The sequence below is a fragment of the Microbacterium sp. NPDC089190 genome, assembly GCF_040701795.1.
GTDB lineage: Bacteria > Actinomycetota > Actinomycetes > Actinomycetales > Microbacteriaceae > Microbacterium > Microbacterium galbum.
In genome coordinates this window covers 386,289-405,728 of the sequence record NZ_JBFBHF010000004.1, presented here as the reverse complement: position 1 = coordinate 405,728, position 19,440 = coordinate 386,289, and the positions used below count along the sequence as shown (strand labels likewise).

At 70.7% G+C, this 19,440-nt stretch carries 18 protein-coding genes; 11 read left to right on the top strand and 7 right to left on the bottom strand.

The genetic code is table 11. The features are described 5' to 3' along the window. Window positions 1–113 precede the first annotated feature (113 nt). Window positions 114–767 (bottom strand): hypothetical protein, encoded by a 654-nt coding sequence (locus AB0230_RS15310; RefSeq protein ID WP_366376655.1) that lies wholly within the window; start codon window positions 765–767, stop codon window positions 114–116. A gap of 124 nt (window positions 768–891) precedes the next feature. On the opposite strand from AB0230_RS15310, the gene AB0230_RS15305 reads away from it, so the two are divergent. The 5 genes from AB0230_RS15305 (at window position 892) to AB0230_RS15285 (ending at window position 6,475) form a co-directional block, all read left to right on the top strand. After that, entirely contained in the window at window positions 892–2,103 is a 1,212-nt protein-coding gene (locus tag AB0230_RS15305) for a HupE/UreJ family protein (protein WP_366376653.1), read from the top strand. Between the two features lie 119 nt (window positions 2,104–2,222). Then, entirely contained in the window at window positions 2,223–4,214 is a 1,992-nt protein-coding gene (locus tag AB0230_RS15300; protein ID WP_366376651.1) for a metallophosphoesterase family protein, read from the top strand. Window positions 4,215–4,273: 59 nt separating this feature from the next. Beyond that, on the top strand, window positions 4,274–5,332 hold the full coding sequence (locus AB0230_RS15295) for a DUF916 domain-containing protein (RefSeq protein ID WP_366376649.1): 1,059 nt from the start codon (window positions 4,274–4,276) through the stop codon (window positions 5,330–5,332). Window positions 5,333–5,426: 94 nt separating this feature from the next. After that, window positions 5,427–6,059 (top strand): acyl-CoA synthetase, encoded by a 633-nt coding sequence (locus tag AB0230_RS15290; RefSeq protein WP_366376647.1) that lies wholly within the window; start codon window positions 5,427–5,429, stop codon window positions 6,057–6,059. Further along, a complete protein-coding gene (locus AB0230_RS15285) occupies window positions 6,056–6,475 on the top strand; it encodes an amino acid transporter (protein ID WP_315994206.1) in 420 nt (139 codons plus the stop codon). Before AB0230_RS15290 ends, AB0230_RS15285 begins: the two co-directional genes overlap by 4 nt. A gap of 237 nt (window positions 6,476–6,712) precedes the next feature. On the opposite strand, the gene AB0230_RS15280 is transcribed toward AB0230_RS15285, so the two are convergent. The 4 genes from AB0230_RS15280 to AB0230_RS15265 all read right to left on the bottom strand — a co-directional run bounded on the left by AB0230_RS15280 (window position 6,713) and on the right by AB0230_RS15265 (window position 10,233). Continuing rightward, the gene (locus AB0230_RS15280) at window positions 6,713–7,753 is read right to left on the bottom strand and encodes a zinc-dependent alcohol dehydrogenase family protein (RefSeq protein WP_366376645.1); all 1,041 of its coding nucleotides are present in this window, start codon (window positions 7,751–7,753) and stop codon (window positions 6,713–6,715) included. A 103-nt stretch (window positions 7,754–7,856) separates the two neighbouring features. Then, window positions 7,857–9,236: an adenylosuccinate lyase gene (gene purB / locus AB0230_RS15275; protein WP_366376643.1), complete on the bottom strand. Its 1,380-nt coding sequence runs from the start codon at window positions 9,234–9,236 to the stop codon at window positions 7,857–7,859. 27 nt (window positions 9,237–9,263) lie between these two features. Further along, window positions 9,264–9,770: a low molecular weight protein-tyrosine-phosphatase gene (locus AB0230_RS15270; RefSeq protein ID WP_315994209.1), complete on the bottom strand. Its 507-nt coding sequence runs from the start codon at window positions 9,768–9,770 to the stop codon at window positions 9,264–9,266. Window positions 9,771–9,828: 58 nt separating this feature from the next. Next, window positions 9,829–10,233: a phage holin family protein gene (locus AB0230_RS15265; protein WP_315994210.1), complete on the bottom strand. Its 405-nt coding sequence runs from the start codon at window positions 10,231–10,233 to the stop codon at window positions 9,829–9,831. A gap of 102 nt (window positions 10,234–10,335) precedes the next feature. On the opposite strand from AB0230_RS15265, the gene AB0230_RS15260 reads away from it, so the two are divergent. From AB0230_RS15260 to AB0230_RS15240, 5 genes are all read left to right on the top strand, one after another. Then, on the top strand, window positions 10,336–11,412 hold the full coding sequence (locus tag AB0230_RS15260; RefSeq protein WP_315994211.1) for a histidinol-phosphate transaminase: 1,077 nt from the start codon (window positions 10,336–10,338) through the stop codon (window positions 11,410–11,412). Window positions 11,413–11,533: 121 nt separating this feature from the next. Then, window positions 11,534–12,664 carry a thiamine pyrophosphate-dependent enzyme gene (locus tag AB0230_RS15255; RefSeq protein WP_363577216.1) on the top strand — a complete coding sequence of 377 codons (1,131 nt, stop codon included), beginning with the start codon at window positions 11,534–11,536 and terminating at the stop codon, window positions 12,662–12,664. Beyond that, window positions 12,661–13,638 (top strand): alpha-ketoacid dehydrogenase subunit beta, encoded by a 978-nt coding sequence (locus tag AB0230_RS15250; protein WP_058622399.1) that lies wholly within the window; start codon window positions 12,661–12,663, stop codon window positions 13,636–13,638. The genes AB0230_RS15255 and AB0230_RS15250 overlap by 4 nt, the downstream gene beginning before the upstream one ends. 91 nt (window positions 13,639–13,729) lie before the next feature. Further along, window positions 13,730–15,049, top strand: coding sequence for a dihydrolipoamide acetyltransferase family protein (locus tag AB0230_RS15245; RefSeq protein WP_315994214.1), 1,320 nt, complete (start codon window positions 13,730–13,732; stop codon window positions 15,047–15,049). A 44-nt stretch (window positions 15,050–15,093) separates the two neighbouring features. Beyond that, window positions 15,094–15,288 (top strand): hypothetical protein, encoded by a 195-nt coding sequence (locus AB0230_RS15240; protein ID WP_366376639.1) that lies wholly within the window; start codon window positions 15,094–15,096, stop codon window positions 15,286–15,288. Window positions 15,289–15,290: 2 nt separating this feature from the next. On the opposite strand, the gene AB0230_RS15235 is transcribed toward AB0230_RS15240, so the two are convergent. Together AB0230_RS15235 and AB0230_RS15230 are read right to left on the bottom strand one after the other, a co-directional pair. Then, the gene (locus tag AB0230_RS15235) at window positions 15,291–16,733 is read right to left on the bottom strand and encodes an MFS transporter (protein WP_366376637.1); all 1,443 of its coding nucleotides are present in this window, start codon (window positions 16,731–16,733) and stop codon (window positions 15,291–15,293) included. A gap of 60 nt (window positions 16,734–16,793) precedes the next feature. Next, entirely contained in the window at window positions 16,794–17,849 is a 1,056-nt protein-coding gene (locus tag AB0230_RS15230; RefSeq protein WP_366376635.1) for a LacI family DNA-binding transcriptional regulator, read from the bottom strand. 175 nt (window positions 17,850–18,024) lie between these two features. Between AB0230_RS15230 and AB0230_RS15225 the strand changes: the two genes are divergently transcribed. Beyond that, window positions 18,025–19,347: an extracellular solute-binding protein gene (locus AB0230_RS15225; RefSeq protein WP_366376633.1), complete on the top strand. Its 1,323-nt coding sequence runs from the start codon at window positions 18,025–18,027 to the stop codon at window positions 19,345–19,347. The last annotated feature ends 93 nt before the right edge of the window (window positions 19,348–19,440 follow it).

The following is a 19,440-nucleotide window of genomic DNA, read 5'->3' as shown; positions in this document are numbered from 1 at the left end:
CCCGGGCGTCGCGCCGCCGCCTCGCGCCCTCGCCTCGCGCTGCTGCCTCGCGCCCTAGCCGCGCCCGCGCCTCGCGCCCGACCCGCGTCTCGTGCGGGGGAGCGCCCGGGCCGTCACTGCATCCAGAGCACGATGCCGCGCTGCCCCGTGAGCACCGACGCCACCCCGGCGCGCACCGCCGCGGCCGCGCGCTCCGGGGTGAACGACGCGGGATCGTAGGCCGCCGCCGTGCCCAGGCCTTCTCCGCGATACGCGGCTCCGGTCCAGTCGGCCGCGGTGACGTTCTCGGTGGGTTCGGCGAGCTCCGCGCCGACGATGAGGAACTGCCGGTCGAGATGGTTCGCCGTCACCGTGGCCAGCGGGTCGACCAGGGCATCGCCCGCGCTGATGATGAGATCGGGGTTCATCCGCATGGCCGCCACCGCCCCGTCGATCATGTCGTCGTCGGCGTGCACGATCTCCAGGTCGGCGCGGGTCTCGTCGGCCCACTCCCTCACCGCGTCGACCAGGACGGCGGTGGGGGCGTCGTCGCCGACGGTCAGCAGCACGACGCGGTACCCCGCGGGCGAGCGCACGCCGTCCCACGACCCGGGCTCGGGGTTCAGCGTCGATTCGGGCGCCGGAGGGGTGAGGGGGAAGAAGCCCTCCGCGGGGGTGCCGATCGGCGCGGGTGCCGCTCGCATCTCGCTCCACCCGGGCTCCGAGCTGCAGCCGGTCAGTATCGCCAGCAGCACGAGCGCCGCCGCGGCCGTCATCCTTCGCTTCACGGTGACACCCTGCGTGACGCGGGTGACCCGCGGGCGAACACCGGGCGCACGTTCCGTTTCCGTTCGCCCCGCCGCGTCCGACCGTTCACGCCGGCGGGACATCCTCGGCGACGGAAGGGACCCCATGTCAGAAACGATCCGCCGCGTGCTCCGCCCCCTGTTCGTCGCAGCGACCGCCGTCGCCCTCCTCGCCGTCGCTGCTCCGGCATCGGCGCACGGCATCCGGTCGGTGGTCTACGCCGACCTGTCGAGCGGCGGACCGGGCGTCGTGCACGCCCAGCTGCAGGTCGAGTACGACCTGCTCGTCGTGTCCGCGGCCGATGCCGCGAAGGACGACGCCCTGTTCCGGGCGGGGACCGACGCCTTCGACGCCCGGGATGCCGACGCGCAGGTCGCCGCCCTCCAGGCGCACCGCGATGACGTGTCGTCGTACGTGGACGGGAGGTTCCGCGTCGCCGGAGCGGCGGCGTGCACCCCGACCATTGCCGACGACATCGCCATGACGCAGCAGGAGGGCGTGCCCTACGCCGTGCTCGAGGTCGACTACGCCTGCCCGCCGTCCGAGAACGGGCACGAGGTCGTCTCGTCGCTCTTCCCCGACGACGAGGGCTTCGTCACCGACACGAAGACGATCCTCACCTACGCGCTCGACCTGCACGAGGGCAGCACGGTGCTGGATGCCGAGCATCCGTCGTTCTCGACGGCGCAGTCGCCGCTCGAGCGCTTCTGGGAGTTCTTCCGCCTCGGCGCCGAGCATCTGCTGACGGGGATCGACCACATCCTGTTCCTGCTCGCGCTCATCGTCGGGTCACGACGTCTGCGCGAGGTGGTCGTCGCCGCGACCACCTTCACCGTGGCGCACTCGGTCACGTTCATCCTCGCGGCGACGGGCGTCGTCGCCGCTCCTCCTGCGATCGTGGAGCCCACGATCGCCCTGTCGATCGCGGTGGTCGGCGCCTGGTACCTCTGGCGCCTCTGGCGCCGGGGTGAGGTCGATCAGGATCTGTCGCGCGCCCACGGCTTCCTGCGTCTCGATCGCGCGGGGTGGCTGCGCGTCGGCGTGGTCTTCCTGTTCGGACTCGTGCACGGACTCGGCTTCGCGTCGGCGCTCGGGATCGACGAACCGTGGTCGTGGACGCTGCTGTGGTCGCTGCTGGTGTTCAACATCGGCATCGAGGCGGTGCAGATCGGCCTCATCGTCGTCGTCTTCCCGGTGCTCGTGCTGCTGCGCCGGCGGTTCCCCCGCGTCGGGATGTGGGCGAGCGGCCTTCTCGCGGTGGTCGTCACCGTCGCCGGTCTCGTGTGGTTCGTCCAACGCATCCTCGGCGTCGAGTGATGGGCGTTGCTCGACTCGATGGCTGTGCTGCGTCCGCCATTCACGCGCTCGTCACCGAGCGGGCGGAGCGTGGGAACACCCGCCCGATCGCGGGTCCCCACAGAGAGAAACGGATCATCATGCTCCTTTCCGCATCGACGTCGCACGGGACGCGCACGCGTCGCCGCGCCGCGTGGATCGCAACGGCCGCCGTCGGCGTCTCGCTCGTGCTCTCGGGCGCGACGACGGCACCGGCCGCCCTCGCCGACACCACGGCGACGCTCTCCGGCGTCATCCTGGGCGTCGGGGCCGACGAAGCGCAGCGCATCGTCACCTGGTACTCCTCGGCCGACACCGCGCAGTCGGTGCAGGTCGCGCCGACCTCGTCGCTGGTGAACGGCCGGTTCCCGGCGTCGGCCACGACCTTCTCGGCATCCGGTACCGCCAACATCGCCGGCAGCGGCGGCTACAACCGCCACGCGACGATCACGGGTCTCGCCGAGAACACCGCGTATTCGTACCGTGTCGGCTCGGACGGCAACTGGTCGCCGACCGCCGCCTTTTCGACGCAGTCGTTCGACGGGGACTACGACTTCCTGTTCTTCGGCGACCCGCAGATCGGCTCGTCGGGCGACATCGCGAAGGACCAAGCGGGCTGGCAGGACACGATGAACGTCGCCGTCAACGCCAACCCGAAGGCCGAGATGCTCGTCTCGGGCGGCGACCAGGTCGACGCCGCCAACCGCGAGGACCAGTGGAGCGCGTTCCTTGCACCCGACCAGCTGCGACAGATCCCGTGGGTCGCGACGATCGGAAACCACGACGTGGGCGGCAAGGCCTACGAGCAGCACCTCTACACGCCCAACACCGACCGCACCGGCGCGTACTACCGCAAGGGAGCCGCGAGCATCGGCACCGAGTCGGGCGGCGACTACTGGTTCATCTACAAGGACACGCTGTTCATCGACCTCAACAGCAACAGCTACGCCACCTCCCAGGGCGGCGGCGGCGACGACGCGCACGTGGCGTACGTCACCGACGTCGTGAACAAGCACGGCGCCGAGGCGAAGTACACCGTGCTCGTCTACCACCACGCGATCTACTCGCCGGCCGATCACGCGAAGGATGCCGACAACAAGGTGCGCCGCGTGGACTTCCCGACCACCTTCTCCAAGCTCGGCGTCGACCTCGTGCTCCAGGGTCATGACCACAGCTACTCGCGCTCGTACGAGATCAAGAACGGTGCGAAGGCGAACGCCGACGAGAAGCCCGGTCAGGACGAGGTCTTCGAGGGCCCCGGCGGTGTCGTCTACGTCACCGCGAACTCGGCATCCGGATCGAAGTACTACGACATCACCGCTCCCGACAGCAGCGGCACGAGCGGAGCCGGGAACGGCGCCGACCCGCTGAACCCGGCGAACTACTGGTACAACTCCGTGCAGAACCAGGAGCACGTCCGCACCTACGTCAAGGTCCAGGTCAAGAAGGACCAGCTCGTCGTGCAGAACATCCGCTCCGGCGACTGCTCGGCCCCGAACGCGGCCGTGGAGCTGAACAAGGTGCTGTGGTGCGGTCCTGAGAACGGCACCAAGCCGGCCGAGGCCGTGGGGTCGATCCAGGACGAGGTGACCATCCACCCCAACCACGGCGACGGTCAGGACATCCAGGTCGACGTGCCCTCGGGCGCCCCCGGCGAGTTCGGCTGGACGATCAACGGGCACAACGGACTGGTCGACCTCGGCACCGCCGAGGAGAAGAACCTCCAGTACTTCGAGGCGACCGGTCAGATCAATCCGATCTCCGTCACCGACACCCGCGCGAGCAAGGCCGCGTGGTCGGTCTCGGCGTCCGTGGGTGACTTCGTCGACGGTGACAAGACCTTCCAGGGCACGTACCTCGGATGGACGCCGAAGGTCGTCACCCCGGGTGCGGGCGCGGTCGCGGGTGCGGCCGTCGGCTCGGGCTACGACGGCGGTGCCGGCCTGTCGACCTCGCAGGTGCTCAGCTCCGCGCCGATGGGTCACGACCGCGGCGCCGGCGTCGTGGGCGCCGACCTCGACCTGAAGATCCCGAACACCATCGACAAGGGAAGCTACCGCGCGACCCTGACCCTCACCGCGTTGGCCGGCTGACCAGCGATCCGGGCCGGCGGGGAGCACTCCTCCCCGCCGGCCTCTCCCGAAGGACCCTCATGAACCTGTCCCCCCGTCTGCTCGCCCTGACCCTCGCAGCGCTGACGACCGCGTCCGCGCTGCTCGGGGCGTCTCCCGCCTCGGCCGCGACCGACGACGTCAGCTGGACCGTGCGCACCGCCTCGAACGCCCTGGGCGCCGATCGCACGAACTTCTCGTACGCGCTCAACCCCGGCGCGCACCTCGACGACGGTCTCGTGGTCGCCAATCGCGGCACCGAAGCGGTCGAGCTCGACGTCTCCGCCGCCGACGGATACACCACGTCGACGGGAGCGGTCGATCTCCGGCTCGCCGCGGAGCAGCCCACCGGGGTGGGCAAGTGGATCGTCGTCCCCCAACGGCACGTGACCGTGCCCGCCGGACAGACCGTCGAGGTGCCCTTCACCGTCGACGTGCCCGCCGACGCGACCCCGGGCGACTACGCCGGCGGTGTCGTGACCTCGCTGACCGTGACCGACCACTCCGCGAACGTCAACGTCGACCGTCGTCTCGGCATCCGTGCCGGCATCCGGGTGGGCGGCGACCTCGTGCCCGCGCTCTCGGTCGACGACGTGCGCGTGGACTGGGACGGCGGCGTCGTCCCGTTCCTGTTCGGCGACGCCACGGTGCATTACGGCCTGCACAACACCGGCAACGTGTCGCTCACCGCCGACGACGGCGCCGCCGTCGCGGGGCCCTTCGACCTCGGACGCATCGAGGCGGCACCGGATGCCGCAGCCCCGGTGATCCTGCCCGGGGAGACGTGGCCGCGCGACGTCCGCGTGTCCGGCGTGGCGGCCATGGGCCTGCTGTGGGCCTCGGTGACGGCGACGCCCACGGTCACCGACGCGTCGGGCTCGATCACCGCCCTCGATCCCGTCGAGGCCTCCGCGGTCGGCGTGGCCGTGCCCTGGCCTCTGCTCGTCCTGCTGGCGCTGGTCGTGCTGGCGGCGGTCTTCGCGCCGCGCTGGCTGCGCGCGCGTCGTCGGCGCCGCCAGGAGGCCGAGGACGCCCGTGTCGCCGAGGCCGTCGCACGCTCGCTGGCGGAGAAGGACGACGCCCTGTCGCACGCGGGGTGAGCGGTCGATATCTCGACGTCGGCGCACACGGAGGCCGCTCAGCCCCCGAGGAATAGACTGGATGCCAACGTCTTTCGCCCGTCGGGAACCCTCCGTGACCACTCCTCCTGCTGAACGCGCCTTCGACCTGCGCCATCTGCAGCTCGCGCGCGCCCTCTTCGCCGCCCTCGCTGCCGCGATGATCACGTTCTCGTCGGACCACTCCGCTGTGCTCGGCCTGAGCGTCTTCAGCGGCTTCGTGCTGGCGAGCGGACTCACGCTGGCGCTGTCGGCGTGGCTCGTCTTCCCGGCCGGGCAGCGCGCCGTCCCGGTGACGCTCGCGGCCGTGTCGTTCGCCGCGGGTCTCGTCGCGAGCGTCGGGGTGTGGCGCACCACCGGCATGTTCTTCGGCCTGGTCATCACGTGGGCGATCGTGTCGGGCGTCATCGAGCTCGTCGGCGCGCTCCGCGACCGCTCGGCGGGTCGCACCGCCGGCGTGCGCGACGGCATGCTCATCGGCATCCTGGGCATCGTCCTGGGAGCCGTCCTGCTGCTCACCCCGATGCAGTACGCGCTCGACTACAGCATCACCGGCGCGGGGTCGTTCACCCTCACCGGGATCACCATCGCCGTGGGCCTCTTCGGTGGATACGCGGCGGTCGTCGCCGTGTTCCTCGCGATCGCGGGCTTCTCGCCCCGCCGCACCGAGCCCGTTCCGGCCGTACCCTCCGAGGAGGCCGCGTCATGACCGACAAGCCCACCACCCGCAAAGACCTCATGAAGCCCGTTCAGCTGCTCGGGCTGGCGTTCGTCGCCGCCCTCTTCGCCGGCTTCGTCACGCTCATGTCGATGGGGTTCTTCCAGACGCGCCCCGCCGACCAGATCCAGCGGGCTCTCATCGTGGCCCTCGTGGCGGCCGGAGCGACCTTCATCATCGTGCTCGTGAGCGTCGCGCTCATGCTGCTCGCCGTCGACCCGTCGAAGGTCACCGCGACGGTGGACCGTCCGCTGCTCCTCCCCAAGGACGCTCCGGATGCCACCCCGGGCGCCTCCGCCGAGCGTCCGGCCACGCGGGCCGAGGGCGCCGCGCCCGGCAGTGCCACACGGTCGGAGGGTGCGGTTCCCCCGCGTCCCGACGACGACGGCGCCGCTCCGCGCGCCTGACGCTCTCGCGGCGCCCCCGGGCATTCGCGCTGACGCGGCGCCGTCTCATCGCGCTGCCGCCGGGGCCGTCTCAGCGCGTGGGCGCTGCGACGCCGCTGCGCTCGGCGGGCACGTCGCTGCCCCCTCGCATCCTCGTCCCACTTCTGGCGGTGCGTGTCCCACTCGTGGTGGGTTCGAGCGGCGTCCACCGGCCATAAGTGGGACATGGATGTCAGGTCCCGGGGTGTCTCGCCGCGCTCAGGCGCGCCGCGGGTCGATCATCGTCATGCCGGCCGGGGAGGCGGCATCCATCCCCGGTAGCAGCGTCGCCGCCTCGCCGAGGCCGATCACGCGCTCGATGAGCTCCTGAGGACGCAGGGCGCCGCTGTCGATGAGCGAGAGCATCTCGGGGTAGTCGACCGCGGCCATGCCGTGGCTGCCGAGCAGGTCGAGCTCCCACGCGATCGCGCGGGCCATCGGCATGGCGGTCATGCCGTCGTCGGTGGGCAGCAGGCCGATCTGCACGTGTCGGCCGCGGCGTCGGAGGCTCAGCACCGCGTCGCGCGCGGTCTGGGCGCTGCCCACGGCGTCGACCGACACGTGACTGCCCCCGCCGGTGATCTCGTGCACCGCCGCGGCGATGTCGGTGTCTCCCGCGGCGAGCGTGTGCTCCGCGCCGAGCCGGCGGGCGGCGTCGAGCGCGGCGGGCGTGCGGTCGACGACGATCACGCGCGCCCCCAGGGCGACGCCGATCATCACGGCGCTCAGCCCCACCCCGCCGGCGCCGACGACCGTGACCCACTCGCCCGCCTGCACGCGGGCGCGGCCGGTGAGGGAGCGATAGGCGGTGGCGAAGCGGCATCCGAGGGCCGCCGCCGCCTCGAACGAGACGCCGTCGGGAATGCGCACCACGTTGGTGTCGGCGGCGCGCAGCACCACGCGCTCGGCGAAGCTGCCCCACTGCGTGAAGCCCGGCTGCTGCTGGGCGGGGCACACCTGCGCGTTCCCGCCGAGGCACCACTCGCACGCGCCGCAGCCCATGACGAAGGGCACCGTGACGCGATCGCCGATGGTCCAGCGCTGCACGCCCTCGCCCACCTCCACGATGACGCCGGCCAGCTCGTGTCCCGGTACGTGGGGAAGGGTGACGTCGTCATGACCCACCCAGGCGTGCCAGTCGCTCTTGCACAGACCGGTCGCGTGCACCTCGACCACCACGCCCCCGGCGGGGGCCGACGGCGCGGCCACCTCGCGCACCTCGAGGGGTTCGGCCAGGGCGTCCATGATCATCGCGCGCATGGCATCCATCTTCTCAAGCGACCGCGGGTGCGGCCCGTGACGACGCCGGGCACGCGATCGCCCCGGGCGCCGTCGAACGGTCCCGGGGCAATCGCCGTGCGGCTTACAGCGAGTCGACCACCTGCGACGCGAGACCCGCGTAGGCGGCGGGGGTGAGCGCGAGCAGGCGCTCCTTCGCGGCGTCGCCGATGTCGAGTCCGCGGACGAACTCCGCGAGCTCGGGACCGCCGACGCGGCGTCCGCGCGTGAGGTCCTTGAGCAGCGCGTAGGGGTCGGTGATCTGCGAGCGACCCGCGGCGATCTCGGCGCGCACGACCGTCTGGATCGCCTCGGCGAGCACTTCCCAGTTCGTGTCGAGGTCGGCGAGCAGCACGTCCTCCGCGAGCGAGATCTCGGTGAGGCCGCGCTGCAGGTTGTCGAGCGCGAGCAGCGAGTGCCCGAAGGCGACGCCGATGTTGCGCTGGGTGGTGGAGTCGGTGAGGTCGCGCTGCATGCGGCTCGTGACGAGCGTGGATGCCAAGGTGGCGAACAGTCCGCCGGCGATCTCGAGATTGGCCTCGGCGTTCTCGAAGCGGATCGGGTTGATCTTGTGCGGCATCGTCGACGACCCGGTCGCGCCCGCGACGGGGATCTGCGTGAAGTAGCCGAGCGAGATGTACGTCCAGATGTCCGTCGCCAGGTTGTGCAGGATGCCGCCCGCGTGGCGCGCACGGTCGTACAGCTCGACCTGCCAGTCGTGCGACTCGATCTGCGTCGTGACCGGGTTGAAGCCCAGGCCGAGCGACTCGATGAACGAGCGGGTCAGCTCCGGCCAGTCGACGTCGGGATCGGCCGCGACGTGCGCCGACCAGGTGCCGGTGGCTCCGGAGAACTTCGCGAGGTACTCCCCGGCATCCAGCTGACGGATGACGCGCTCGAGGCGCCACGCGAAGACGCCGATCTCCTTGCCCATCGTGGTGGGCGTGGCGGGCTGGCCGTGCGTGCGCGAGAGCATCGCGGCGTCGCGGTGCCGCACCGCGAGCTCGGCGAGCGCGGAGGTGACCGAGCGGAGCTTCGGCAGCCACACGCGCTCCACCGCGCGCTGCACGGTGAGCGCGTAGGCGGTGGAGTTGATGTCCTCGCTGGTGCACGCGAAGTGCGTCAGCTCGGCGAGGGCGGTGAGGCCGAGGGTGTCGAGGCGGTCGCGCACGAGGTACTCGACGGCCTTGACGTCGTGGCGCGTCACGGCCTCCTTGTCGGCGAGCCAGGCGATCTCGTCGGCGCCGAACTCCTCGTAGAGCGCGCGGAGCTTCGCGCGGTCGGCGTCCGACACGGGCGAGGTGCCGAAGAGCGAGCGATCGGTGAGGGCGAGGAGCCACTCGACCTCGACCTCGACGCGGGCGCGGTTCAGGCCCGCCTCCGACAGGTAGTCGCCGAGTTCGGACACGGCGCCGAAGTAGCGGCCGTCGAGCGGGCTGAGGGGCTGCGGAGGCAGAGCGGACACGGGTCTCCCGGGGGTCGCGCGAAAGGGTCAGCCCGCGGAACGGATGGCGGGCTCGAGCTGCCGGAACAGGGCGCGGCTGGCGCGTTCGATCATACCGAGCACCTCGTCGAACATCGGCGGTCCGGCGTAGTACGGGTCGGGCACGTCGAGGGTCTCGGCATCGGACAGGAACGACTGCAGCAAAGCGATCTTGTCGGCGTCGTCGTCACTGCGCGCCCACCCGCGCAGCACGCGCTCGTGGCTGCGGTCGAGGGCGACGACGAGGTCGTTGCGGTCGAAGTCGGCGAAGGAGAACTGCCGCGCGCGGTGCGCGGATCCGTCGTAGCCGAGGCGCTCGAGCGCGTGCAGCGTGCGGTGGTCGGCGCGTTCGCCGACGTGCCAGTCGCCCGTGCCGGCCGAACTCGACGACACGCGGGTGCTCAGCCCCGACGTCTCGGCGATGCGCCGGAAGACCACATCGGCCATCGGCGACCGGCAGATGTTGCCGCTGCAGACGAACACGACGCGGAAGGGCGCGTCGGCACTCGCGGTCATCCCTCCATCATGGCGGGGAAGCGGCGCGCGCGCATCAGTGGGCTGCGTGCGACGGCCCTCAGTTTCGCGCCCGATCGTCGCGGCGCGGACGCAGGATGCCGCCGAGCACGGCGTTGATGATGCCGATGAGCAGCGCGGCGACCACCGTCAGCCAGAACTCGCCCGTGCGCAGGCCCCAGTCCCAGTTCTCGGTGATGACGCCCGTCAGCCACAGCAGGAAGCCGTTGATGATCAGCGAGATCAACCCGAGGGTGAGGATGTACAGCGGGATCGCGATGATCTTCACGATGGTGCCGACGACGCTGTTGACGATCGCGAAGATGAGGCCCACCAGGAGCAGGGTCAGCAGCACCTGCAGCCACTCGCCGGGGGCGAACGGGATGAGGCGCACCTGCAGCGCGGGCAGCAGGGTGACGATCCAGAGGGCGAAGGCGTTGACGGCGACGCGGACGACGAAGCGCATGCCCTCATCGTGGCACGCGGGGTCGTGTCGCGGCAGGGATCCCTCCACCGGGGGAGAAGTGGGGTCTGACGCGCGGCGACGTCTCGCGGTTAGGCTCGCGATGTGAGCGAAGACCCGGTCCTGCCCCGTATCCGTCCCGAGATCGCCGCCCTGCCCGCATATCGGCAGGGCAAGCAGGCGAGTCCCGACGCGTTCAAGCTGTCGAGCAACGAGAACCCCTTCGAGCCGCTTCCCGGCGTCCTCGACGCGGTCCGGGCGGCCGGGGCCTTCAACCGCTATCCGGATGCCACGGCGGCGCGGCTGCGCGAACGCCTCGCCGCGCGGTACGGCGTCTCGGCCGACGAGGTGCACGTCGCCGCCGGCAGCGTCTCGATCCTCGCCCAGCTGCTGCTGGCCACCTCGGGCCCGGGCGACGAGGTCGTCTACGCCTGGCGCTCGTTCGAGGCGTACCCCTCGCTGGTCGCCGTCGCGGGCGCGACGAGCGTGCAGGTTCCGCTGACCGCCGACTTCCGCCACGACCTGCCCGCGATGGCCGATGCGGTCACCGAGCGCACGCGTCTGGTGATCGTGTGCAGCCCCAACAACCCCACCGGCCCCACGGTCGGTTACGACGAGTTCGTCGCCTTCGTCGACCGGGTGCCGCGCGACGTGCTGGTCGTGCTCGACGAGGCCTACGCCGAGTTCGTCACCGACACCTCCTCGGTCGAAGGCGGTCGCGTGCGTGCCGTGCTGGCGCGCCCGAACGTCGTCGTCCTCCGCACGTTCTCCAAGGCCTACGGCCTCGCGGGCCTTCGCGTCGGCTACGCCGTCGGCCACACCGGCGTGCTCGACGCCGCCCGCAGCACCGCGATCCCGCTGTCGGTCACGGCTGCCGGTGAAGCCGCCGCGTTGGCGAGCCTCGATGCCGAGAGCGAGCTGCTGCACCGCGTCGGGGTCATCGCCGAGCGTCGTGACCGTCTCGTCGCGCGCCTGCGCGAGACCGGGTGGGACGTGCCCGACGCCCAGGGCAATTTCGTGTGGTTCGCGGCCGGAGAGCGCACGGCCGAGGTCGCGGCCGCGTTCGAGGAGGCCGGGCTGATCGTGCGCCCGTTCCCCGGCGACGGCATCCGCGTGTCGATCGGCGAAGAGGAGTCCCTCGATCGCGTCGTCGAGGTCGCCGCAGCCACCGCCCCGCGCTGACGCGCGGCGCCGGCTCGGGCGCAAGGCACGGCGTCCGTTTGTCCGACGTCCACGCCGAATCGCGGCATCCGTTGTGCACCTCATGCGGTCTCGCGCATGGGCCGCGCGTTAGCGTGGGTGCATGACCCCGCTCGACGACCCCGCTCTCGTGCGCGTTCTGGCAGCCGACGGCACGCTGGCCCCCACACCGGCCGCCGAGCGCTACCTGCCGCTCATCGACGCCCTCACCGACGCCGAGCTCGAGACCTTCTACCGCGACATGGTCTCGATCCGCGCATTCGACGTGCAGGCCACCAACCTGCAGCGCCAGGGCCAGCTCGCCCTCTGGCCGCCGTCCTTCGGGCAGGAGGCCGCCCAGGTCGGCTCCGCCCGTGCCGCGCGCGCGCAGGACCACATCTTCCCCTCGTACCGCGAGCACGTGGTCACCCGTATCCGCGGGGTCGACCCGATCGACATCATCCGGCTGATGCGCGGCCTCACCCACGGCGGGTGGGACCCGACCGACCCGAAGAACGGCAACACGCACATCTACACGCTCGTGCTCGGCGCGCAGACGCTGCACGCCACGGGCCTCGCCATGGGACTGGTGTTCGACGGCAAGAGCGGAACGGGCGACCCCGAGCGCGACGAGGCCGTCATCGTCTACTACGGCGACGGAGCCTCCAGCCAGGGCGACGTGCACGAGGCGATGGTCTTCGCCGCGAGCTTCCAGACCCCCGAGGTCTTCTTCCTGCAGAACAACCAGTGGGCGATCTCGGTCCCCGTCGCGACGCAGTCGCGCTCGCCGCTGTACAAGCGCGGCGAGGGATACGGCATCCCGAGCCTGCAGGTCGACGGCAACGACGTGCTCGCCAGCTACGCCGTGTCGAAGACCGCCCTCGACGAGGCGCGGGCAGGCTTCGGACCGCGCGCGATCGAGGCCATGACCTACCGCATGGGCGCGCACACGACCAGCGATGACCCCACGAAGTACCGCACCTCCGACGAAGAGAAGGCGTGGGCGGGGCGCGACCCGATCGCCCGCATGCGCGCGTACCTCGAGGGTCGCGGCGCCTCGCAGCAGTTCTTCGACGACGCGGATGCCGAGGGTGCCGCCCTCGCCGACGACGTGCGCGTGCGCACGAACGAGCTCGGCACCATCCCGCGGGTGCACATGTTCGAGAGCGTGTACTCCGAGGCGCACGCGTTGATCCAGGAGGAGCAGCGCTGGCTCGACGACTACGAGGCGTCGATGGAAGGGGGAGCGCAGTGACCGAGAACCTGCCCATCAGCCGGGCTCTGAACGCGGGCCTCCGCCGGGCCCTCGAGACGAACGACCGCGTCCTGCTCATGGGCGAGGACATCGGCCCGCTCGGCGGCGTCTTCCGCGTGACCGAGGGTCTGCAGAAGGACTTCGGCCCGCGCCGGGTCATCGACTCCCCGCTCGCGGAGTCGGGCATCGTCGGCACCGCGATCGGTCTCGCCATGGGCGGGTTCCGTCCGGTGCTCGAGATCCAGTTCGACGGCTTCGTCTTCCCCGCGTTCGACCAGATCACCTCGCAGCTGGCGAAGATCACGAACCGTCACGAGGGCGCGGTGCGCATGCCCGTCGTCATCCGCATCCCCTACGGCGGGCACATCGGCGCGGTGGAGCACCACCAGGAGAGCCCCGAGGCGTACTTCACGCACACCGCGGGTCTGCGGGTCGTCAGCCCCTCGAACGCGAACGACGCGTACTGGATGATCCAGCAGGCGATCGATTCGCCCGACCCCGTCGTTTTCCTCGAGCCGAAGGCCAAGTACTGGCAGAAGGGCGAGGTCGACCTCGAGGCCCCGGCGCTTCCGCTGCACGCGAGCCGCATCGTCCGCCGCGGCACCGACGTCACGCTCGTCGGCCATGGCGCGATGGTCACGACGCTGCTGCAGGCGGCCGCGCTCGCCGAGAGCGAGGGCACGAGCTGCGAGGTCATCGACCTGCGTTCGCTCTCGCCCGTCGACTACGGCCCGCTGCTCGACTCGGTGCGCCGCACCGGACGCATGGTCTACGCGCAGGAGGCGCCGGGCTTCACGTCCCTCGGCTCCGAGATCGCCGCGACCGTCATGGAGAAGGCGTTCTTCGCGCTCGAGGCGCCCGTGCTGCGCGTGTCGGGCTTCGACGTGCCCTTCCCGCCCGCGAAGCTCGAAGGCACCTACCTGCCCGACGCCGACCGCATCCTCGAGGCCGTCGACCGGTCTCTCGCGTACTGACCCTCCCTCCGGCCGTCAGGCCCTCCCGCCGCCGGAACATTCCGTTGCGGCATCGCCGGTGGCAAGCTGGCTCCCGAGCAAAGGACACACCGTGACCGAGCAGACCTTCGTCCTTCCCGACGTCGGGGAAGGCCTCACCGAGGCCGAGATCGTGCAGTGGCGCGTCGCCCCGGGCGACACCGTCGCCGTCAATGACGTGATCGTCGAGATCGAGACGGCCAAGTCGCTCGTCGAGCTCCCGTCGCCGTACTCCGGCACGGTCGGCGAGCTGCTGGCATCCGAGGGTTCCACCGTCGAGGTCGGTGCGCCGATCATCACGATCGGGGCTGCGGATGCCGGCACTCCGGCGCCCGCGGCCCCCGCCACGGTTCCCGAGCCCAGCGACCCCGGCGGAGCGGTGCTCGTCGGCTACGGCACGGGCGGTGCGGTGTCGTCGCGTCGGCGCAAGCCCGCGGAGCGCCCCGTGAAGGCCTCCGTCGGTGTCGTCGCGAAGCCCCCGATCCGCAAGCTCGCGCGCGACCTCGGCGTCGACCTCTCGGCCGTGACCCCCAGCGGCCCCGCGGGCGAGGTCACCCGCGACGACGTCGTGAAGCACGCCGAGCAGGCGAGCGTGTTCCGCAACATCGAGACGCCCGCGTGGGGCGAGGTGCGCGAGGAGACGATCCCGGTCGCCGCCCCCGCGGCATCCGTCGCCGCTCCCGCGGCCGACGCGCGTGAAGAGTCGATCCCCGTCCGCGGCGTGCGCAAGGCCACCGCCAACGCGATGACCTCGAGCGCCTACTCGGCCCCGCACGTCTCGGTGTGGGTCGACGTCGACGCCTCGCGCACCATGGAGCTCGTCAAGCGCCTCAAGGCCTCGCCCGACTTCGCCGACGTCAAGATCTCGCCGCTGCTGATCATGGCTCGCGCGGTGATCTGGGCGCTGCGTCGCACGCCGATGATCAACGCCGCCTGGGTCGACACCGAAGACGGCGCGCAGATCCGCGTGCGCCACTACGTCAACCTCGGCATCGCCGCCGCGACCCCCCGCGGCCTGCTCGTTCCGAACATCAAGGACGCGCAGGCGATGAAGACGCGAGAGCTCGCCAAGGCGCTCGAGAACCTCACGCTCACCGCGCGCGAGGGCAAGACGAGCCCCGCTGATCAGACCGGCGGCACGTTCACGATCACCAACATCGGCGTCTTCGGAGTGGATGCCGGAACTCCGATCATCAACCCCGGTGAGGCCGGCATCATCGCCCTGGGCGCCATCCGGCAGAAGCCGTGGGTCGTCGACGGCGAGGTGCGCCCGCGCTGGGTGACCACAGTGTCGGGCTCGTTCGATCACCGCGTGGTCGACGGGGACGGGATCTCGCGGTTCATCGCGGATGTGGCATCCGTTCTGGAGGAGCCGGCGCTTCTGCTGGACTGAGAGCGTCGGCGCCCCGTGCCCGGGCCGTCCGTACGATGGACGGCATGGAACGCGACGAGGAGAGCCCGGAGCAGCGGGCCCTACGTTCGATCCGCGCCATCGACGCGGGTGCCGACATCGGCGCCGAGGCCCTCGAACTGTCGAACGCGTTCACCGACCGGCACACGGCCCGCATCGCGGCGTGGGTGAAGCGCCGGAGGGGATCGTCCGCGGACACCGACGCGCCGGGCGGCGCCTGACGTCAACCCGGGAGTGAGCGGCGCGTGTCTGCGACCGTCGGCCGCGTCGGAATCAGCAGCGCCAGCACCAGTGCGATCGCCGCGGCCCCGATCCCCATCAGGAACGACACCTGGAACGCCTGCGAGGTGGGCACGCGCGCGTCGCCGTCTCCGGTCGACAGTGTCGCCAGCACGACGCCGACGATGGCCGCCGCCGTGCTCGTGCCGAGGGAGCGGGCGAGGGCGTTGAGTCCGTTCGAGGCGCCGGTCTCGCTCGGCGGCACCGCTCGCATGATGAGCATCGGCATGGCGGCATAGCCGAAGCCGATGCCGAAACCGATCAGGATGTTCGCGACGACGAAGTGCCACACCTCGGTCGAGAAGGCCAGGCTGAAGCCGTAGGCGAGGATCAACGAGATCGAGCCCGCCACCAGGAGCACGCGGGGCCCGATCATGCGGGCCAGGGTTCCCGAGATGGGAGAGAGCACCATCATCACGAGCCCGGAGGGCATGACGACGAGGCTCGCGGCCAGCAGCGACAGGCCGAGCCCGACGCCGGTCGCGAGCGGGAGTTCGAGCATCTGCGGATACGCCACGTTCGAGGTGAAGAGAGCGAAGCCCATGGCGATGGATGCCAGATTCGTCAGCAGCACGGGGCGGCGGGCGGCGACCCGCAGGTCGAGGAGCGGGTTGTCGACGTGCAGCTCGAACCACCCCCACAGCAGCAGCACCACGATGCCGCCGATCGCCAGCGACAGCGTGAGCGGCGATGACCACCCCCACGTGTTGCCCCGCGAGACGGCGAGGAGCACTCCGATCAATCCGACCGCGAGCCCCGTCGCACCGATGTAGTCGAAACGTCCGCCGGTTCGCAGGACGCTCACCGGCACGATCCGCAGGATCAGGGCGAAGACGACGGCTCCGAGTCCACCGGCGATCCAGAACAGCCAGTGCCAGTCGGTGTTCTCGGCCACCAGCGCGCTGATCGGCAGACCCAGTGCTCCGCCGACGCCGAGCGTCGCGCTCATCAGGGCGATCGCGCTGTCGACACGGTTCTCGTGCAGCACGTCGCGCATGATCGAGATGCCGAGGGGGACGACACCGACGATCGCGCCCTGCAGCGTGCGCCCGACGATCATGCCGATGATGCCGGTGGACAACGCCGCGATCACCGAGCCCAGCATCATCACGACCAGCAGCACGAGCACGATGCGCCGCTTGCCGTACATGTCGCCGAGCCGGCCGGCGATGGGCGTGATCACGGCCGCCGCCAGCAGGGTCGAGGTCACGACCCAGGCGGTGTCGTCTCGGGAGGCGTTCAGCAGCTGCGGAAGCTGCGACTGGATCGGCACCACCAGGGTGAACATGAACGAGGAGCACAGCCCCGCCAGTGCCAGCACCATGACGACGAGCCCCTGGGGGCTGTTCCGGGAGAGTCTTCTTCGCGCGTTCTCATCCCGTGACATCACCACCCAGGCTAGCCGCCCGGGAGACAGCGCCGGGCCTCGGCGGGGGAGAGGGAGGCCTCAGAGCGTCCGATCGCTCCCTGCGGGACCGGATCCGCTGGTCGCCCGCACCCGCAGGGCCGGAGAGAACACGCGGCGCTGCGCGTCGTGACGACCCCCGATCCGTTCCAGCAGAAGCTGCGCCGCGGTGGCGCCCATCTCCTGACCGTGCTGGTCGACGGTGGACAGCCCGATCAGGGGGTGGCTGGCGATCGGCACGTCGTCGTAGCCGACGACCGCGAACTCCGCGGCGCCCACTCCCCGTTCGGCGGAGACCTCGAGGGCCGCCAGCGCCAGCGAGTCGTGACCCGCGAACAGCGCCGTCGGCGGTGTCGCGCGGTCGAGGAGGTCGATCACCGTGTGCCGTGTGTCGTGATCGGACGAGTCGATACGGATGACGTCGGGCTCGAGCCCGCGCTCGCGCATCATGCTCTCGTAGACGCGCAGGCGCCGCGGGTGCGGGTCGGTGCGGGGTTCGACGAGGATCCGCTCGTCGTTCGTCACGTGCACGATCCGGGTGTGACCCGCATCGAAGAGGTGCTCCATCACCAGGCGCGCACCGGCATCGTCGTCGCCGACCACGACGTCATAGTGCTGAGGATGGTCGTGCTGGCCGACCTGAACGAGCGGGACGCGCCGCGCGAGGCCCTCGAGCCAGGCTTGGGGGACGGCCGGAGCGACGGCGATGATGCCGTCGACCTGCCGGTCGTAGAGGCTCTCGAGCGCGGCCGTCCCGCTGACCGGGTCGGCCATCGGGGCGATGATCAATCGGTAGGCCGAGGCGTTGAGCTCCTGCACGATGCCGGTGAGGATGCGCGTGAAGAACTCGTTGTCGACCTGCGGGAGCTGCACGCCGATGGTCGCCGTAGATCCGCGCATCGCTCGCGCCGCCACGCGAGGGCGGTAGTCGAGTGCGGCGATGGAGGCCGTGACCCGCTCGCGCATCCGATCGCTCACGCCGTAGGCGTCGCGGATCACCTTCGACACGGCGGCCTTGGACACGCCGGCGTGCTGTGCGACGTCTTCGATCGTCGCGGCGCGGGTCGGCGGCCCCGCGGGTGATGCATTGTCCGGCATCGAGCTCCTTCGGTCGTTGCTCCCAATGTAGATCGGTTGACGAAATCCCGCTACTCGGTTTATTCTCGCTTCGTCGCCTGGTGTAGATCGGTTTACACTCGATCTCGCACCTGAGTCCCGAGGCGTCGCACCGGTCGGAGTCCCCAGCACCCGGCCCCTTACAAGGAGGTAAGCAGTGTCCTCATTCATCACCCCGCGCCGGGCGACGATCGTCGTCGCCGGTGTCGGCCTCACCGCCCTGGCCCTCGCCGGTTGCTCCGGTGGAGCGGGCGGCGGCTCCGCCGACGGGAAGGTCGAGATCACCTTCCTGACCACCAACGGCGACGACTCCATCGCCACCGGCAACGCGCTCATCTCCGCGTTCGAGAAGGCCAACCCCGACATCACCGTCACCCTCAACACCCGCCCGGGCGGCACCGAGGGAGACAACCTCGTCAAGACCCAGCTGTCGACCGGCGAGATGGACGACGTCTTCTTCTACAACACGGGGTCGCTCTTCCAGGCGCTGAACCCCGACCAGACGCTCGTCGACCTCGCGGACGAGTCGTGGGTCTCCGAGGTCACCGACAACTTCAAGACCGTCGTCTCCACCGACAGCGGCACCTACGGCGCGCCCCTGGGAACGTCGATGGCGGGCGGCATCGCCTACAACACGAAGGTCTTCTCGGACCTCGGTATCAGCGTGCCGACCGACTGGTCATCGCTGGCCGCCGCCGCCGAGAAGATCAAGGCCGCGGGGATCACACCGATCGAGCAGACCTACGGCGACACCTGGACCTCGCAGCTCTTCCTCCTCGCCGACTTCGGCAACGTCCTCACGCAGGACCGAAAGTGGGCCGAGGACTTCACCGCCAACCAAGCGAAGTTCGCGCAGGAGCCCGCTCTGGCCGGTTTCACCCACCTCCAGGACGCTTTCGACAAGGGTCTCTTCAACGCCGACTTCGCCACCGCGACCGCCGCCGAGGGCTCGGCCGCCCTGGCCACGGGCAAGGCCGCGATGTACCCGATGCTCTCGAGCGCTGTTCTCAGCAACATCAAGCAATCCACCCCCGACGCAGTCGACGACATCGGCTTCTTCGCCATGCCGGCCGACAAGGCAGCGAACACCACGCTGACCGTCTGGGAGCCCAACGCGGTCTACATCCCGAAGTCGACGGACGGGGCCAAGCTCGACGCCGCGAAGAAGTTCGTCTCCTTCGTCAATTCGTCGGAGGGCTGCGACGTCCAGAACGCCAACTTCGTCGCGGGCGGTCCGTTCTCGATCAGCTCCTGCTCTGTGCCGTCGGACGCCGCGCCCCTGGTCGCGGAGATCCAGAAGTACGTCGACGAGGGCAAGAGCGCTCCCGCCCTCGAGTTCCTCTCTCCCGTCAAGGGGCCGAACCTCGAGAACATCGCCATCAGCGTCGGCTCCGGCATCTCGAGCGCGCAGGACGGCGCCGCCGCCTACGACGACGACGTGAAGAAGCAGGCCCAGCAACTCGGCCTCGCCGGCTGGTGAGAACGCGCTGAATCCAGCGCCCCCGTGCGGTCGGTGCCCCTTTCCCGCCGCACATCGCGGGGCCGGAGACCCCCTCTCCGGCCCCGCTCTTCC

Bases quoted from the DNA above. Each gene is read 5' to 3' on its own strand.
- AB0230_RS15300 (WP_366376651.1), top strand. From the start codon at position 2,223: ATGCTCCTTTCCGCATCGACGTCGCACGGGACGCGCACGCGTCGCCGC.
- AB0230_RS15295 (WP_366376649.1), top strand. From the start codon at position 4,274: ATGAACCTGTCCCCCCGTCTGCTCGCCCTGACCCTCGCAGCGCTGACG.
- AB0230_RS15270 (WP_315994209.1), bottom strand. From the start codon at position 9,770: ATGACCGCGAGTGCCGACGCGCCCTTCCGCGTCGTGTTCGTCTGCAGC.
- AB0230_RS15305 (WP_366376653.1), top strand. From the start codon at position 892: ATGTCAGAAACGATCCGCCGCGTGCTCCGCCCCCTGTTCGTCGCAGCG.
- AB0230_RS15235 (WP_366376637.1), bottom strand. From the start codon at position 16,733: ATGTCACGGGATGAGAACGCGCGAAGAAGACTCTCCCGGAACAGCCCC.
- AB0230_RS15230 (WP_366376635.1), bottom strand. From the start codon at position 17,849: ATGCCGGACAATGCATCACCCGCGGGGCCGCCGACCCGCGCCGCGACG.
- AB0230_RS15285 (WP_315994206.1), top strand. From the start codon at position 6,056: ATGACCGACAAGCCCACCACCCGCAAAGACCTCATGAAGCCCGTTCAG.
- AB0230_RS15255 (WP_363577216.1), top strand. From the start codon at position 11,534: ATGACCCCGCTCGACGACCCCGCTCTCGTGCGCGTTCTGGCAGCCGAC.
- AB0230_RS15265 (WP_315994210.1), bottom strand. From the start codon at position 10,233: ATGCGCTTCGTCGTCCGCGTCGCCGTCAACGCCTTCGCCCTCTGGATC.
- AB0230_RS15240 (WP_366376639.1), top strand. From the start codon at position 15,094: ATGGAACGCGACGAGGAGAGCCCGGAGCAGCGGGCCCTACGTTCGATC.
- AB0230_RS15280 (WP_366376645.1), bottom strand. From the start codon at position 7,753: ATGCGCGCGATGATCATGGACGCCCTGGCCGAACCCCTCGAGGTGCGC.